The organism is Paenibacillus sp. 276b, from assembly GCF_900107875.1.
GTDB lineage: Bacteria > Bacillota > Bacilli > Paenibacillales > Paenibacillaceae > Paenibacillus > Paenibacillus marchantiae.
The window spans coordinates 1,360,580-1,376,109 of record NZ_FNRR01000001.1 but is presented as its reverse complement, the minus strand read 5'-3'; the positions used below and the strand labels follow the sequence as shown (position 1 = coordinate 1,376,109).

The 15,530-nt window shown below is 48.8% G+C and carries 14 protein-coding genes; 3 read left to right on the top strand and 11 right to left on the bottom strand.

All coding sequences use genetic code 11. From position 1 onward, the window contains the following. Position 1: 1 nt before the first annotated feature. From BLV50_RS05910 to BLV50_RS05895, 4 genes are all read right to left on the bottom strand, one after another. Complete coding sequence (locus tag BLV50_RS05910) at positions 2-754, bottom strand: FadR/GntR family transcriptional regulator (RefSeq protein ID WP_090806439.1); 753 nt, start codon at positions 752-754, stop codon at positions 2-4. A gap of 262 nt (positions 755-1,016) precedes the next feature. Next, complete coding sequence (locus tag BLV50_RS05905; protein WP_090806437.1) at positions 1,017-1,679, bottom strand: class II aldolase/adducin family protein; 663 nt, start codon at positions 1,677-1,679, stop codon at positions 1,017-1,019. A 53-nt stretch (positions 1,680-1,732) separates the two neighbouring features. Then, the gene (locus BLV50_RS05900) at positions 1,733-3,307 is read right to left on the bottom strand and encodes a rhamnulokinase (protein ID WP_256337864.1); all 1,575 of its coding nucleotides are present in this window, start codon (positions 3,305-3,307) and stop codon (positions 1,733-1,735) included. Then, positions 3,277-5,067, bottom strand: coding sequence for an L-fucose isomerase (locus BLV50_RS05895; protein WP_063563907.1), 1,791 nt, complete (start codon positions 5,065-5,067; stop codon positions 3,277-3,279). Before BLV50_RS05895 ends, BLV50_RS05900 begins: the two co-directional genes overlap by 31 nt. 409 nt (positions 5,068-5,476) lie before the next feature. On the opposite strand from BLV50_RS05895, the gene BLV50_RS05890 reads away from it, so the two are divergent. Then, positions 5,477-6,487 carry a LacI family DNA-binding transcriptional regulator gene (locus tag BLV50_RS05890; protein WP_090806433.1) on the top strand — a complete coding sequence of 337 codons (1,011 nt, stop codon included), beginning with the start codon at positions 5,477-5,479 and terminating at the stop codon, positions 6,485-6,487. Positions 6,488-6,626: 139 nt separating this feature from the next. Here BLV50_RS05890 and BLV50_RS05885 read toward each other — a convergent pair whose 3' ends face one another. From BLV50_RS05885 to BLV50_RS05875, 3 genes are all read right to left on the bottom strand, one after another. Next, positions 6,627-7,520 (bottom strand): NAD-dependent epimerase/dehydratase family protein, encoded by an 894-nt coding sequence (locus BLV50_RS05885; RefSeq protein ID WP_090806431.1) that lies wholly within the window; start codon positions 7,518-7,520, stop codon positions 6,627-6,629. Positions 7,521-7,615: 95 nt separating this feature from the next. After that, entirely contained in the window at positions 7,616-8,332 is a 717-nt protein-coding gene (locus BLV50_RS05880; protein WP_090806429.1) for a class I SAM-dependent methyltransferase, read from the bottom strand. A gap of 24 nt (positions 8,333-8,356) precedes the next feature. Beyond that, entirely contained in the window at positions 8,357-9,337 is a 981-nt protein-coding gene (locus tag BLV50_RS05875) for a Gfo/Idh/MocA family protein (RefSeq protein ID WP_090806427.1), read from the bottom strand. A gap of 174 nt (positions 9,338-9,511) precedes the next feature. On the opposite strand from BLV50_RS05875, the gene BLV50_RS05870 reads away from it, so the two are divergent. Both BLV50_RS05870 and BLV50_RS05865 read left to right on the top strand, forming a co-directional pair. After that, entirely contained in the window at positions 9,512-10,108 is a 597-nt protein-coding gene (locus tag BLV50_RS05870; RefSeq protein ID WP_371129221.1) for a bifunctional transcriptional activator/DNA repair enzyme AdaA, read from the top strand. Beyond that, positions 10,105-10,923, top strand: a complete 819-nt coding sequence (locus tag BLV50_RS05865; protein WP_090806423.1) for an SPL family radical SAM protein — start codon at positions 10,105-10,107, stop codon at positions 10,921-10,923. The genes BLV50_RS05870 and BLV50_RS05865 overlap by 4 nt, the downstream gene beginning before the upstream one ends. A 76-nt stretch (positions 10,924-10,999) precedes the next feature. Here BLV50_RS05865 and BLV50_RS05860 read toward each other — a convergent pair whose 3' ends face one another. The 4 genes from BLV50_RS05860 to BLV50_RS05845 form a co-directional block, all read right to left on the bottom strand. Next, positions 11,000-12,106: a Gfo/Idh/MocA family protein gene (locus BLV50_RS05860; protein WP_090806421.1), complete on the bottom strand. Its 1,107-nt coding sequence runs from the start codon at positions 12,104-12,106 to the stop codon at positions 11,000-11,002. A gap of 113 nt (positions 12,107-12,219) precedes the next feature. Next, the gene (locus tag BLV50_RS05855; protein WP_063563915.1) at positions 12,220-12,948 is read right to left on the bottom strand and encodes a ThuA domain-containing protein; all 729 of its coding nucleotides are present in this window, start codon (positions 12,946-12,948) and stop codon (positions 12,220-12,222) included. A gap of 162 nt (positions 12,949-13,110) precedes the next feature. Beyond that, positions 13,111-14,283, bottom strand: a complete 1,173-nt coding sequence (locus BLV50_RS05850) for a Gfo/Idh/MocA family protein (RefSeq protein WP_063563916.1) — start codon at positions 14,281-14,283, stop codon at positions 13,111-13,113. A gap of 36 nt (positions 14,284-14,319) precedes the next feature. After that, on the bottom strand, positions 14,320-15,366 hold the full coding sequence (locus tag BLV50_RS05845) for a LacI family DNA-binding transcriptional regulator (protein ID WP_090806419.1): 1,047 nt from the start codon (positions 15,364-15,366) through the stop codon (positions 14,320-14,322). Positions 15,367-15,530 lie beyond the last annotated feature (164 nt).

The window sequence follows — 15,530 nt, the reverse complement described above, 5'->3', positions numbered from 1 at the left end:
ATCACCGGGTCTCATCCGAAGTTATATTAAGGTTCTGCATGGCAAAATATCGTTTGACATCCTCAATCATCTGGTTAATATGATTCACCATTGCAGCTTCAGCCTGTTCCGGGGAGCCTGCTGCTACTGCCTCAAGAATCCGCTGGTGGTCCACGACCAGTTCACTACCTACTCTTTGCCTAATATAAGCTGTTTCCAGGAAATCACGGCTTGTCTCCCAGACGAGTTCAACCGCATGCAGCAGAATCTGGTTTTGAGCCGCATAAGCCAGCAGCCTGTGAAATTCCCGGTCCTCCTCGTAAGGAATAATATTCTGGGAAAGCAATTGATGCTGGGTAGCAATAGAGGCTTCCAGTAGCACTATGTATTCTTTGGAGGCTCGTTGTGCTGCAAGGGAAGCAATTTCCCGTTCCAGAGCCCTTCTGGCTACAAGGACATCAAGCAGAGCCTTTTCACCGGAATGGTTCAGCATCTGAATGAGCTGAGAATTTACACTTTTTTGCTGTAAATCCTTCTCCAGAATCTTGATTCGTTCCATCCCCTGTTCGGTCAGAACCCTTCCCCTCCGGCCCTCCAGTATCGTGAAACCTTCAACGTCCATCTCCATAAGTCTTCTTCCGATTGTAGCCTGACTTAGACCGTACGTTTTGCCCAGGGTATGAACCAACGTGCTGGCCCCGATGGGAGCGCTCGCGTCCCGAAGCTGCTTCAGCAGTTCGTATTCCAACTCCAATTCGTTTAGCTCAGGACCCACTAAATTCACTCCTCATATATAAATAATTGTAGTTTTTTTGTTGTTACTCACTGATGATTAACGACAGTATACCTTCAATCGACAATAATTTCAATAATTCTTACCCAATTACTATGTATTATTTTTCTCACCATGTACTCCCCGTTTGATCCAAAATAAAAAAAGAGCAATTCACATCCTGTATTCCAGATTTTTTTCTGGAGGACGTAATCTGCTCTTTGTTGAGATAACCTTTAAATTTCGTTTAATTATAAATATTCATTTACGACTTAAGTTGTTGCAGCAGCTGTACGCGGTAGGTTTCACTTTCAAGAGATTGGATCTCCTTGTATTCTTCCGCAGTAAGCACTTTAGGCTCCCCTGCTGCCTTGGCGATCATGTACACCTTGGCGCTTTCCTCCACCACCTGGGTGCGGTAGTAGGCTTCGCGCAGGTTTTTACCTGTCGTGACCAATCCGTGGTTAACCAGAATAAGCGCTGTGTGCTCTTCAACCTTGGCAGCCACCGCATCAGCAAGAAGTTTGGTTGTGGGCAGAACATAAGGGACAAAGCCAATATCGCCTACCAGTGCCGACTGATCAGGGAACAAATGAGGCAATTCATCGAAAACGAGACTCAGGGCGATGGTGTATGCCGGATGTGTATGCACAATGGCTTGAATGTCAGGGTTGACCCGATAGCTATACAGATGCATCAACACCTCGGAGGAAGGGCGTGTTGATCCGGCACGTGTCTCTCCTGTCGCAATATCAATCGCGATCCATTCGTCAGGTTCCAGATCCTCTAGTGCGTAACCACTCGGCGAAAGAAGCATCGTTCCTTCGAAACGGGCGCTCAGATTCCCCCCAGGTCCAACCACCAGTCCCTGAGCGACCGCTCTGCGGGCATATTTGGTCAATTCTTCCCTTACCTGTTGTTCAGACATGTTCTGCTCCACTCCTTTGACTTTTCTTTTTAAGCATTTTACAAAATGCTCATCTAATTGGATTTGCTCGCCAATGTTTGATTCAGGTTTTGGTATCTTACGTAGGCTTCCTGCCATCTTGCGGTGTCTTCTGGCTCATAGGTTTCGGGAGAAAAGGAAGAAGCCATAACTTCTCGGACCTCGGACAAGCTGCTCACTTCGCCATGTGCCAGGAATTGCAGCATGCAATTTCCGGCTGAAGTTGCCTCGGCAGGACCCGCTATCACCGGAATCCCTGCTGCATTCGCCGTAAATTGACACAATAAGCGATTATGCACACCGCCACCGACCATATGAATCACCCATGGCCGAGTGCCTGTAATTAGCTCCAGTTCATCCAGAGTCTGTCTGAACTCCAGTGCCAAACTTTCGAGAATACAACGCACAATGGCTCCGGTCGATTCGGGTATTGCTTGCCCGCTGGCACTGCACTGTTGCCGGATTCGCTCTGGCATATCGCCTGGTGCCAAATACACCCCGTCTCCGGGCGATACATAACATTGGTGAGCGGTTGCCGAAGCAGCGAGCTGGACCAGTTCCTCATGGGTAAAACGTTGATTCTCCCGTTCCCACTGCCGTTTGCACTCCTGCAATAACCACAGGCCTGAGCGATTCTTCAAAGTTCGCACTTTGCCATTTACCGTGCCCTCATTGGTGAACCCTAGTTGACGACTACGATTATCCAATACAGGAATGTCACGTTCCACGCCCATGAGAGACCAGGTGCCACAGCTAATAAAGGCAAATTCCGAATCTGTCGCAGGAATGGCTGCTAATGCAGATGCTGTATCATGTGAACCTACAGATATCACTTGCATCGGTTCAATCTTCAACTCTGCACACAAGTCATCCGTTAATTGCCCCAGCACCGTGCCTGGCTGTACGAGAGGTGGGAATAACGTCTCAGGGATACCCAGTCGGCCAATCAATTGTTCATTCCATCGAGCATCTCCGGCATGCAATAGTCCGCTTGTACTGGCAATTGTGTACTCGCAGGCCTGCTGACCAGATAGGTAATAGTTAAATAAATCCGGCATCAATAACATTCGCACATCTGGCCGCAGACCTTCCGAGTGCTCGCGCACACTTCCAAGCAGTTGAAATACGGTATTTATCTGTTGTGGCAGGACACCGGACATGGAATAAAGCTCTTCTTCATTCACCATGCGCAGTGCTTCTTCCATCCACTTTGCATTACGCGATTCCCGGTAATGGCGGGGGTTGAAGCATAATCTTCCCTCCCCGTCCACTAATCCATAGTCGACTCCCCACGTATCCACAGCGATGGAACGGACCGGTTGGGAGATGCCTTGTATGCCCTTTACAATCCCTTGTTTCAGTTCGTGGAAAAGTCGCAGGAAATCCCAGTACAATCCATCTCCCAGGTGTACAGGATCGTTACTGAATCGATGCACTTCCTCTAACGAGAGCTTACTCCCGTCAAAGGACCCACGGACCACCCGGCCGCTTCCGGCGCCGTAATCGGCAGCAAGCACATGTGTTGCCTGAGTTCCCATCTCTAATGCCTCCTTCGCTTCCGCGACAAGCCGTTTGGATGTTAACGATACAACGGTCCAAAGACGCTGCATGCCCGGTAATCGGCACTTTCCGGTTCACTTGTGCCGAACAGTCCCCAGGCACGTGGACGGAAAATCTCGGATTCCGGTACATTATGCATACTCACTGGGATACGAAGCATGGAGGCCAGTGTTAGCAAATCCCCTCCGATATGTCCATAAGAGATGGAGCCATGGTTCGCGCCCCATTGATTCATTACTTCATAGACCGAAGTAAAAGCCCCTGAGCCCGTCAGAACAGGTGCAAACCAGGTGGAAGGCCAAGTCGGATCTGTCCGCTGATCCAGCGTATCGTGCACATCCTCAGGCAGGTCGACGGTGTAACCTTGAGCCACTTGCAGTACTGGCCCTAGTCCTTTAACCAAATTGAGACGCGTCATCGTAACAGGCATGCCGCCCTTGGTCAGGAAATCAGCCGAATAGCCGCCGCCCCGGAAATATTCCACGGATGCCGGCCGCCATGAGGTGGCTTTCAGGCAGTCCTGAACCTCTTCGTCTGTAATTTCCCAGAAAGGCTTGAGCACAGGCTCACCCGCTCTTGATTGTTGCCCTGTACCATCCAATGCCGCAGAACCGGAGTTGATCAGATGCAAAATACCGTCCTTTGCGTTTCCTTCCAGCTGGTGCCCTGTCACGCGTTTTACCGAATCCGGGCTCCAATAGGTGCGTACATCTGCGAAGATCTGCGCGGTATGTGTAAGCAGGGAACCAAATAACATCGACACACCATTCAGGCTGTCGTTCTCTGTTGCCACCAGATAAGGCGAGCGTTTGCCATTCCAGTCAAAGGAAGAATTCAGGATGGATTCCAGAAAATCTCCGTTGGGTGAATGATCCGTCCACTGTCGTTGTCCCTGAAATCCGGAGACAATCGCGTGGTGGCCCATAGATTCTTCAGTGAATCCCAGCTCCGCAAGCTTCGGATTGCCAGCCATCAGGTCACGTACGATCTGCGTCATTTTCACAACCGTTTCCCATTCATACTCTTTGCGTTTGCGGTCTGTCTGCAGATGGGCAGGATTGTTGTCCGGTCCTTCACTACAGTTCTCCTTCACCCATGCTAGCGCCAGCTTATACTCCTCAGGATCGTAGATTTCTTCTTCTATACGACGAGTCAGTTCACTCATATCCACATATTCGTTCCGCATGCCCAGATACTCCTGGAAAAAAGAATCGTTCACGATGGAGCCGGCAATACCCATGGATACCGAGCCGATAGACAGATAAGCACGTCCCTTCAAGGTTGCAGCGGCAAGACCCGCACGGCTGAAGCGAAGCAATTTCTCACGAACGTCATCAGGAATCGTCGTATCTCCTCCATCCTGCACATCCTCGCCATAGATACCAAAAGCCGGAATCCCCTTCTGTGCATGGGCAGAGAGCACTGCTGCCAGATATACTGCACCCGGACGTTCGGTTCCATTAAAGCCCCAGATAGCTGTAGGAATAGAAGGAGACATATCCATCGTTTCTGTTCCATAACACCAGCATGGTGTAACGGTAATGGTCACGCCCACGTTGGAGCGACTGAATAGTTCCGCTGCTGCCGCTGCCTCGTTCACACCGCCAATACAGGACTCGGCAACGACGCATTCTACCGGCGAACCATCGGGATACCGAAGTTCTGTTGCGAGCAGCTCGGCAACGGACGTCGCCATGCGCATCGTCTGCTCTTCCAATGATTCACGAACACCCTTGCGTCTTCCGTCAATCGTGGGACGAATACCAATCTTGGGAAATGCCTGTTTATAACGATAATCCTGATGTGTCATACTAAAACGTCCTCCTTCAATGGTTTCATAGAATAGGTACGAATTACTTGTGACTTGTCCGTGTGTATTTTGTTGGGGCAAATTATGGATTCTGTTCCTTCTCTTCACCGATACCCGAGGTAACACAATAGCATTGCATGCCAACGGTCAGTTCTTTTTCTCATTATGAATGCGTTTACAAATAATTAGTTTAATAAACCGCTCTATATTATTGACTCCGTTATGCTGTCCTATTATGGAGTGTGAAGGAAGCGATGTGAGCAAAATGAAGAGCGGTGAGACTGAAATAAATCAACTTTTTTTATGATTAGGGTTATCGGTAACCCTAAGATAGCATGAGCCTATGTTGCTGTCAATCGGCATTATCCTATAGAATGGAAGGACTATGTTGCGGAAAGGTTAGATCCTATTGATTACCATTTATGATATTGCCAAAAAAGCCAACGTCTCCGCCATGACCGTCTCCAAAGTCATTAATCAAACAGGTCGTATTAGTCCGGCTACACGCGAGCGTGTACAACAGGTCATCGAAGAACTTGGTTACATACCCAACTCGAATGCACGGAGTCTTGTGCTGCAACGGACTCATATGCTGTCACTGCTGATTACGGATATTACGAACCCCTTCTATACAACGCTGGCCCGGGGGGCTGAGGACGCTGCAAATCTGCGTGGTTATCGCCTCTTGTTCAGTAATAGCGACGAGGATTACGACAAGGAGAAAAATTATGTGGAAACCATTCTGTCGACTCGCGTCGATGGTGTGCTATTTGCACCTGCAGGGGACCGCTCGCTGAATCACTTGAAGCAGCTGCAGGAACGTAGCATTCCGTTTGTTATTTTGGACCGTACTGTCCCGGGAATTACATCTGATGTTATCGCTGGGGACAGCCGAGATGGTGCGCTTCAATTGATTCGTTATCTGACGAATCTCGGACATCGCAGCATTGCTCTGGTTAATGGTTCTTCCGAAGTTTCGACTGCGCGGCTGCGAGAAGAAGGATACATGGAGGGACTCCGGGAAGCCCAGCTGCCCTTTGATGAAGGATTAATCCTTCGAACAGGCTACCGGGATTTCAGCGATGAAGTGGGTATCGACAGTTTGCTTGCACATCAGCAAAAACCTACAGCCATATTTGCAGCAAACAACATGCTCGCCATAGGCGTCATTCGACTTTTACGTAAACGGGGGCTGCGTGTGCCTGAAGACATCTCGGTCGTCTGTTTTGATGACCTGGATTTGGCTTCTGCCTTTGATCCCTTTCTCACGGTTGCTGCACAGCCTGCCTATGATTTTGGTGCCATCGGCATGCAAATGCTGATTGACCGAATTGAAGGCAAGGCTCCTGAGGAACCACAGACCGTCATTATGCCATCGGAGCTGCGTATCCGCGCTTCGGCCTCTGTACCTTGCGAATAAAAGGAAAATCAGTCGTAGACCAACCCTAACTTGAGAGAAACTGTTTTGTTGAAGCAAATACAAACAGGACGCATCGGAGAATGTCTCTCTGAATTGCGTCCTGTTTTTTTATGAAATGTACCTCTTATATATATGGATTCTAGCCTTCAGATTGAAGTGCCAGAGCGACTTCTCGAACTAGACCCGGGAACCAATCCATTAATGCTTCGAATGTATATCCCGCCTGCTCTGCTTTGGATGTATCCATTGTCCAGGATTCCGAAATTCCAAAGGGTGACATGTCTTCTTTGATCGTTTCGGTCAATACCTGTGATTGCATGCCTGTTACCGTTTCGATCAGATGCATCATGGCGGAAAGTGTTATCGTCCCTTTGGACGCTGCATTCACAGGTCCTGTAATGGATGAATGTCCGAGCCAAGCGAGAAATCTCGCGGCTTCGGTGGAATTGATAAATCCAATTTCGGCGTTCGGATTGGGCATGCCGATAGGTTTTCCTTTTTGCACATGTTCAATATGAAAATGAAGTCTTCGCGTGTAATCATCAATCCCGAGTACAATTGGTATGCGCATCGCTGCAACCGGGAAATCCGCTTCCTGGAAAAATACAGCTTCCGCTAGACGTTTACCCTCGCCATAGGAGAAATCTTCGTGGCTTCCGTATTGCACCGGGTAGGTGTACGGATCGAAATCGGCTTCGGTAAATCCAGGTTTGGGATCTCCATATACCGAGAGCGTTGATGTCAAAATGTATCTTTGGGTACGTCCAGCAAAAGCTTCGCAAGCCGACTTCGCCGCATCCGGCGAGTAACAGATGTTGTCATAGACAATATCCCACATGTCGGTCTGCGCAACCTCGGCAAGAGATTTGGGGTCTTCACGATCCATTTTAATCCTGTTGACCTCAGGCCCAAAGTCTACATCCGTTTTGCCGCGAGTTGCGACTGTGATCTGAGACTTTCCTTCCCACAGCAAATGATCAACCAGACGTTTGCCGAAGAACCGTGTCCCACCAAGTATAAGTACTTTTTTCATCCGATAAAACCTCCTAACCTGTTCTGGTCATGCGTATCTTATTAAAACCTTCATATGAATGAAGTGCTGTCTGTGCTGTTGCAATTCAGGTATGTTTACCGGGATTTCACAATATGGAGCATCGTATGTGCTCCCCGCTGGAATTCGTATGAAGTTTTCTCTTCAGAAGTAATATATCCGCGTTCTTCCAGTATAGCCTTTAGTTCATCCATGTGCTCATAACGTTTGCCAGACAAGTCTACTGTAGGGAAGATACGCAGCTCCCGCTTGGTTACTCGCAACAGCTCAAGGATCGTCTGTAGATGGAATTCGGCATTCAGGCGATCTGCATACGTAAACAGGAAATGTGCTGACAATGTTAGGTCGAATTGTTCATCGGCAAAAGGTAACTCCGGCAGTACAGAGGCCACATAACGGTCAGGAAAACGTCTCATATCCGCTACACAGTCTGTGATTGCACGTCTACGTTCTTCTTTCAAGCCATGGATCGAACCGAAATCATCCCATCTATATTTGTCTTGTACGTGTTCCATTTGTTTCATCGTATGTTCAATATCCTGAAGTCCCTTCACTTCCAGTTGGCTGATCTCATGTTCATAGGCGATATCCGCTGCCATGGGATCTGCACCCCACTCTCGCGCATGGCTACTGAATGAACAAGCCCCACCCGGACAATCGAGAATGGACTTACCTTTAATCTCTTCCACGGTCAGGTTGAACATCTTCATATATTCCTCGAAGGTTCGCCCGATAAAAATAATCTGTGCCAGCTCCAGGCCGGCTACTCTGCTCTTCTGCTCATCTCTGCTCATCTCGTCTCAGCTCACTTTCCAGAATTAATCATTAGGAAAAACAAGACCAATCTGCTGCCGGATCTGATCCATCACCTGCATGGTAACATAGGAACGTTCATACGTGTTCATATCCGATTCCTTTTTGCCCTGCTGAATCAGATTGACAAACTCCTCCAGCTCATAATACATCGACGGGTAAATTTGCTCGGCAGTGAGTTTTTCCACCGTACCATCATTGTAGCGTATCTCCGCATGTTCGGGTGAACCAATTTTGTCAATGAGGATGCTGCCGCGTTCGCCCATAATTTCACTTGGAACGTGAGAATTGGAGATTTTGGAGTACGTCACTACCGCTTCCATCTCATCATAATTCAGAATAACACTGCCTTGTCCATCTACCCCTGATTCCAGCATCAATGCCTGGGACTGAACTTGTTTAGGCTCGCCAAACAACGTAATCAATGGATAGAGACAATACACACCAAGATCCATTAACGCTCCATTAGCAAGATCGGGTTTGAACGCATTCAGGACGATTCCTTCCTTATACTTGTCGTACCGGGAAGAGTACTGGCAATAGCTCGCCACATATTTACGTACCGGGCCAATTTTATGTAGGTGAGATTGTACCATTTTGAACGAGGGAACAAGGGTCGATTTCATGGCCTCCATGAGCAGAACTCCATGTTCTTGCGCTGTATCAATCATACGACGGACCTCTGCTCCATTGGCGGCCAAAGGCTTCTCGCACAGTACATGTTTGCCGTTTCTCAGAAACAACTCTGCCTGCTCCGCATGAAAGGTATTCGGTGTAGCAATGTACACGGCATCGAGCCCATCACTCGCAGCCATCTCTTCGAGGCTAGTAAATCGAAGTGCAGCGTGATATTGATCTGCAAATGCATTAGCTTTATCTTCAGTTCTTGAGTACACGGCGGTCAATTCGAATCCTTCGACTTGTGCAGCGGCCTCAAGAAGTCTCTCTGTAATCCAGTTGGTACCTACCACTCCAAAACGAACCATTCAATCTACCTCTTTCGTAAATAAATTTCACAATTAAACAGCTTGCCATCCTGTACATTGTAGCCTATATTTCAACCAGATTGAAGGGATGTCCATTTCCAACATATTGATATCTTGCTTTTTTGTTTGAAACTTCGTCGATTCCCATAAATCAGGGGTATAATGAGACTTGAGGTGATTCTTTTGGAAAGTCACAATTCCTATCAATCAGATTCAGTTCCTATAGATGAAAAACAATGGAATGCCATTATCCACAACGATAGCAGCTTTGATGGAAAATTCTATTACGGTGTCAAAACAACAGGCATCTTTTGCCGACCTTCCTGCAAGTCGAAAGCACCCAAATATGAGAATGTCTCTATATTTAACAATCCTGAAGAAGCTTTGGCGCGACATTTCCGTCCATGCAAACGGTGCAAGCCAACGGGCGAGCGAGTTCCCGATCAGGAATGGATTTCCGTTGTAACAGACTATATTGAACATCATTATGCCGAGCCCCTTACACTTGATATTCTAGCAAATGTGAGTCACGGTAGTCCGTATCATCTGCATCGGGTGTTCAAACGGATTACCGGCCTAACTCCGGTGGAATATATTCAGGAAAAACGAGTCACCGAAGCCCGGAAATTGCTTGAAAGCACCCGGCTTACCGTCACAGATATCGGTCGACAGGTTGGCATAGCCAATCCGGCGTATTTTATTACAGTATTTCGAAAACATACAGGATGCACACCTGCCAATTATCGTGAACAAAGGCGTGATCAATTATGAAGACCAGCTTAGTATACAAAGTACCCAAAACGTTGCTGAACAAAGGAACCGGCTTCCTTAATGGTTATACGCATACGCTGAATCCCTACACAGGCTGCGCTTTTGGCTGTTCCTACTGTTATGTCAGGCAAATGCCCGTATCTTTATTTCGCAAAGAGCCATGGGGGAGCTGGGTTGATGTGAAACAGGAAGCCGCCAATGTGTTTGCCAAGGAGCTGAAGCGTGCGAAATCGAAAGGTAAAGTCACTATTTTTATGTCATCTAGTACAGACCCGTATCAGCCCGTTGAATATAAGGAGCAAATCACGCGGTCTTTGCTAGAAGTCATGGCTGAGCATCAACCCGATTTTATATTGGTTCAAACCCGAGGCCCATTGGTGACCCGAGATATCGATCTGCTGAAAAAGTTGGGTGACCGGGTCCGGGTTAGCATGACCGTGGAAACGGATCTGGATGATATCCGCAAGCAGTTCAGTCCTTCAGCTCCGCCAATCGCGGGCAGATTGCGTGCCCTGGAACAACTGCAAGATGCCGGTATCCCCACACAAGCTGCTATTGCGCCAGTATTGCCCAGCAGCGAAAGCTTTGCAGCCATTCTGAGGCCGCTTGTTGATCGTATATGCATTGATGATTACTTTATGGGAGATGGCAGTGAGGGCAAGCGAACCCGGAGACTTGGCATGAAGCCACTTTACGAACAAGTGGGCAAGGAAGATTGGTTCAGTCCTGAGGCATACAAAATGGTAGTCGAGCGAATGAAGGCGCATTTTGAGGAACATGAAATATGGATTAGCCAGGCAGGATTCGAACCCTAATCATGCTTGATATAAATTGAAAATAGCCCTGCTTCCCACGTATCGGGAGTCAGGGCTATACTTCTAACTTAATCGATTATTGATCAAGTGTGTATAATGGAAGATCTGCCGGCAGTGCAGCTGGGCGCTGACATGTGCTATCCATTTTATAAAAAGTCTGCTCATCCGAAGAATCATGGAACGCCCACATCGCTTCAAGCACATGGTAGGCCAGCTCTCCACTTGCTCTATGAGCACGTCCGCTGCCCACGGCATAAGCCATATCTGCAACACCGATGCCACGTGTATTTTCCTGATATCCTGGCAGAAGCTGTACCTCAGTCCATTCCTCATCACCTAGCAAGCGGTAACGAACTGGACCACCGAATGTGTTTGGATCAGGAACCTGTAGTGTTCCATGCGTGCCGTATACTTCAATCGGTGGCAACACACTTCCGCCAAATACGTCAAAACTCGTAATCAGCGTGCCGATAGCTCCCTGCTCAAATTGCAACAATCCGGCTACATGCGTCGGAATTTCAACAGGGATGCTCTGACCCCGCTTTTTCTCACTCGTGATCGTCCGCTGTTCCATCGCTTTGCCCGTCATGCCAGCAATGGACTTGATTGGTCCCAGCAATTGTACGAGCGCAGTCAAGTAATAGGGCCCCATATCAAACATCGGCCCGCCACCGGCTGCATAGTAGAACTCCGGATCTGGATGCCAATGCTCATGCCCACGGCTCATCATGAATGCGGTAGCGGCCACAGGTTTGCCAATGACACCATCCTCTACCACTTTGAGTGCCGTCTGAATGCCTGAACCAAAGAACGTCTCTGGCGCACAGCCTACCAGCAGCCCTTTGCGCTTAGCCGTTTCCAGGACTGCCTGACCCTCTTCACGTGTGACTGCGAGTGGTTTTTCCACGTAGACATGTTTGCCTGCTTCGAGCGCTCTCAAGCATACATCCGCATGAACGGCAGGGATTGTCAGATTGATAATCAAGTCGATCTCAGGGTCTGCCAAAATTTCATCTACCGTGTATACGTTAGGAACATGATAAGCAGCCGCCTGCTCCTCTGCCCTGTTCCGATCTAGATCTGCAACCGCTACAAGATCAAGCACCTCAAATCGGTGACAGTTCTCCATATAAATACCACTGATTTTACCGCAGCCAATAATGCCTACTTTCATTGTTTTCATGCGTGGACTCCCTTCGTGTTCCTAATTGATATAGCGCTTCCAAAACTACTCAACACCGCTTTATGTGGGTCAATATATTTATCTCAACGGATATGAATTAGGTTTAAATTAAATTAGTGATTTTGGTTATCAGCCATTCCTGTGTAAACTTCAGCCACTGCGTCCTTGCGGCTTTGCGCAAGTGCTTTGCCTGCGGCAGTCCATTTGAAACCACTACGCATCATTTCAGTAACTTGTTTCATCTCCACGATATCTGCATGGTGTCCGAGCGAGTTGTAGAACACGCGGCCTGCACCCCAGCGTTTGGTCCAAACGACTGGCATATCTACTGGGCCATTCGCTGCATGCGGACCGTTAACAATTGGGAAGCGTGTCGTTGCCAGCACTTCTACTGCAGGATCCACGTGCAGGTAATACTGTTCACTTTTCACCTGGAAATCTTCAATATGATCCAAGAGCGGACTGGAACCACGTTTCATGTTTACCGTGTACTCCACGCCGTCGTTCCCTGGATGCGCAACCCACTGCCCACCCGTCATGAACTGCCAGTCGACGTTGTTACGGAACGCATCACACATCCCGCCGTGAAGACCCGCAAGACCCACGCCGCTCTGAACAGCCGCAGATACGTTATTGACCAGTTCCTGTTCAATCTGTCCCATTGTCCACAACGGAACGATCAGATCCAGGCCCAGCAGTTTCTCTGCATCCGCATAAGCTTCCAGTGTATCTGAGACTTCAACCTCGAATTGTTCTTCCTTCAAAATGCGTTCAAAAATCGCTGCTACCTGCTCTGGTTCATGTCCATCCCAGCCGCCCCATACGATTAGTGCTTTGCTCATCACCCATCACTCGCTTTCCGGAAGTTAAGTTATTGTCATTCTCTATCGGACCTTATGCAAACTCAAGACCTCTCCGAGGTCAACATCCTAGCTTAAATCTAGCTTATTTATTTCAAATGAGTGCCAACATGATGTCCACTTCACAATTCAGTGGTTTAATGCTTACATTTCTTCTAGCGACACCCAGCGACGCTCTGTAACGGAACGTTCAACAGCTTCTAATACCGCTTGACAGGCAACCCCATCGTGGAAACTTGGTTCAGGCTGCCGTCCTTCGGAGATCGCGGTCACCAGTTCCAGCATTTCATGTGTGAACGTGTGCTCGAATCCAATCGTATGTCCCGCAGGCCACCACGCCTCAGCATATTTGTGTGCCGGATCAGTCGCCAGAACACGGCGGAAGCCCTGCACATCTTCATCGTCCTTCGTAAAATACACTTCCAGTTCATTCATCCGTTCAAAATCAAACCGGACGCTACCGAGACTGCCATTGATTTCAAACGAGTTGGTACTGCGATGACCTGCTGCAAAGCGCGTAGCCTCGAAGCTTCCTAGTGCACCATCTGCAAACCGTGCGAGGAACAACGTGGCATCATCTACCGTTACTTCGCCCTTCGGAGCATCTGCGTTCGAACTGCCTTTGGCACTAAGTCCGGTCATTTCCGAAGCCAGCGGCCGCTCTTTAATGAACGTTTCGCTCATCCCGATTACTTCCTTGAATTCACCCACCAGGAAACGTGCAAGATCAATTAGGTGTGCGCCGAGATCGCCATGTGAGCCGGAACCGGCTACTTCCTTTTGCAGACGCCATACCAGCGGGAACGAAGGGTCCATGATCCAATCCTGAAGGAAAAACGCACGGAAATGATAGATTTTGCCTAGGCGTCCGCTTTGCACCAACTCTTTAGCCAGCTGCACCGCTGGAGAGAAACGGTAGTTGAATCCGACCATGTGCGCAACTCCTGCTTCTTCAGCAGCCTGGAGCATTTCACGCGAATCAGCTAGCGACAAAGCCAGCGGCTTTTCACAGAACAGATGTTTACCCTGACGAGCGGCTTCCAGTGCGATTTCCTTATGGGCATCACTTGGAGCGTTAATATCGATCAGATCGATATCATCACGCCGCACCAGCTCGCGCCAGTCCGTTATACTTTCAGACCAGCCGAACTGACTGGCAGCCTCCTGAACTCCTTGCTCGTTCCGTCCACAGATTACAGACATCTCAGGCTGCAGCGGGGCAGACGGGAAAAACATCGGCAGACTGCGATAAGCGTTGCTGTGGGCTTTCCCCATAAATTTGTATCCAACCATTCCGACACGAAGACGCTTTGACATGGTCACTTCCTCCTTTGGAATATAACTAGCAATGTATTAATTACGGATTGAAGAGGCACGGATGATCAGCTCTGTAGGCAACAACTGCCTTGCTGTTTCTAAGGGAACTTCGGAATTCACTGATGAAGCTGTTGTTCCCAGTGATCCATGAATAAGTTTGGATGCGGCCAGTTCTCCCATTTCATAAAAGGGAACCCTGACGCTGCTCAGCGGCGGAACCGCCATCTCGGCCGCATCGGAGTCATCATAACCTACAAACGCAGGGAAATCCTGAACCTTGATCCCACGCTCACGCAAACCATGCATAACACCGATTGCCATCCGGTCATTCGCAGCAAATACAGCGTCAATCTCGTTAAGCCGGGCTGCAATGGTGGCAGCTGCCTCCACCCCGCTTCGTCTGCCATAGTTCCCCTCCAGCAACAGACTGGAATCCATATTCATTCCGGCTTCATTCAGTCCGATATGAACGCCCTGAAGCCGCTCCTGACTGTTGGAATAACTATCCGGACCATTAAGAAAGGCGATATTCCGGTAGCCCTGATCGGTAAGGTGACGGATTGCCAGCCTGCTGCCCTCCACATGGTCGGCATCCACTTCCATGAATGATTCACCTGCAAAGTGCTGGCTCATAATGCAAAAGGGGTGTCCTTCCTGCTGAAGCCTCTGCATGGCTGCCAGTTCCCCATGTTCATCTCGTGCGCCGAGAATAATGCAAGCATCCACTTTCTGACGGCGGAACAGATCCGTATAGTTCATCACTTCACCCGGTGTCCTGAACATGACCAGCAGGTCCATGCCGTTGTCCCTGGCTTTGCTCCCAATGCCACTCAGCATTTCCGAGAAGAAATACGCCGAGAACAAGTGTGCTTTCGGGACGTAGGGCAACACCACGCCAAGGTTACCGCTTTTACTTCTCGCAAAGCTGCGGGCCAGTGCGCTGGGGACGTAACCCAACTGCTCGGAAGCTTCAATAACCTTACGACGGGTTTCCTCTTTAATAGGACCAACGCCATTAAGAACTCGGGATACTGTAGCTTCCGAAACACCGGCAAGATCAGCCACTTCTTTACGGGATGCCATGGATCTCACCTCCTTCATGTTTCCTGAACACCTGCCAAACCGATGCAGTGTATCAAATGATTATGTACGCGCGTACATCTTCTCATGTGTTGTAACCGTTGTCAATGCTTTTAACACAAAAAAAGATGAGGATTTGTGTAAACAAATTCCCCACCTCTTGCTTA

Coding starts and splice junctions, on each gene's coding strand:
- BLV50_RS05905 (WP_090806437.1), bottom strand. CDS start 1,679: ATGTCTGAACAACAGGTAAGGGAAGAATTGACCAAATATGCCCGCAGA.
- BLV50_RS05900 (WP_256337864.1), bottom strand. CDS start 3,307: ATGCAGCGTCTTTGGACCGTTGTATCGTTAACATCCAAACGGCTTGTC.
- BLV50_RS05895 (WP_063563907.1), bottom strand. CDS start 5,067: ATGACACATCAGGATTATCGTTATAAACAGGCATTTCCCAAGATTGGT.
- BLV50_RS05885 (WP_090806431.1), bottom strand. CDS start 7,520: ATGAAAAAAGTACTTATACTTGGTGGGACACGGTTCTTCGGCAAACGT.
- BLV50_RS05880 (WP_090806429.1), bottom strand. CDS start 8,332: ATGAGCAGAGATGAGCAGAAGAGCAGAGTAGCCGGCCTGGAGCTGGCA.
- BLV50_RS05875 (WP_090806427.1), bottom strand. CDS start 9,337: ATGGTTCGTTTTGGAGTGGTAGGTACCAACTGGATTACAGAGAGACTT.
- BLV50_RS05865 (WP_090806423.1), top strand. CDS start 10,105: ATGAAGACCAGCTTAGTATACAAAGTACCCAAAACGTTGCTGAACAAA.
- BLV50_RS05860 (WP_090806421.1), bottom strand. CDS start 12,106: ATGAAAACAATGAAAGTAGGCATTATTGGCTGCGGTAAAATCAGTGGT.
- BLV50_RS05855 (WP_063563915.1), bottom strand. CDS start 12,948: ATGAGCAAAGCACTAATCGTATGGGGCGGCTGGGATGGACATGAACCA.
- BLV50_RS05850 (WP_063563916.1), bottom strand. CDS start 14,283: ATGTCAAAGCGTCTTCGTGTCGGAATGGTTGGATACAAATTTATGGGG.
- BLV50_RS05845 (WP_090806419.1), bottom strand. CDS start 15,366: ATGGCATCCCGTAAAGAAGTGGCTGATCTTGCCGGTGTTTCGGAAGCT.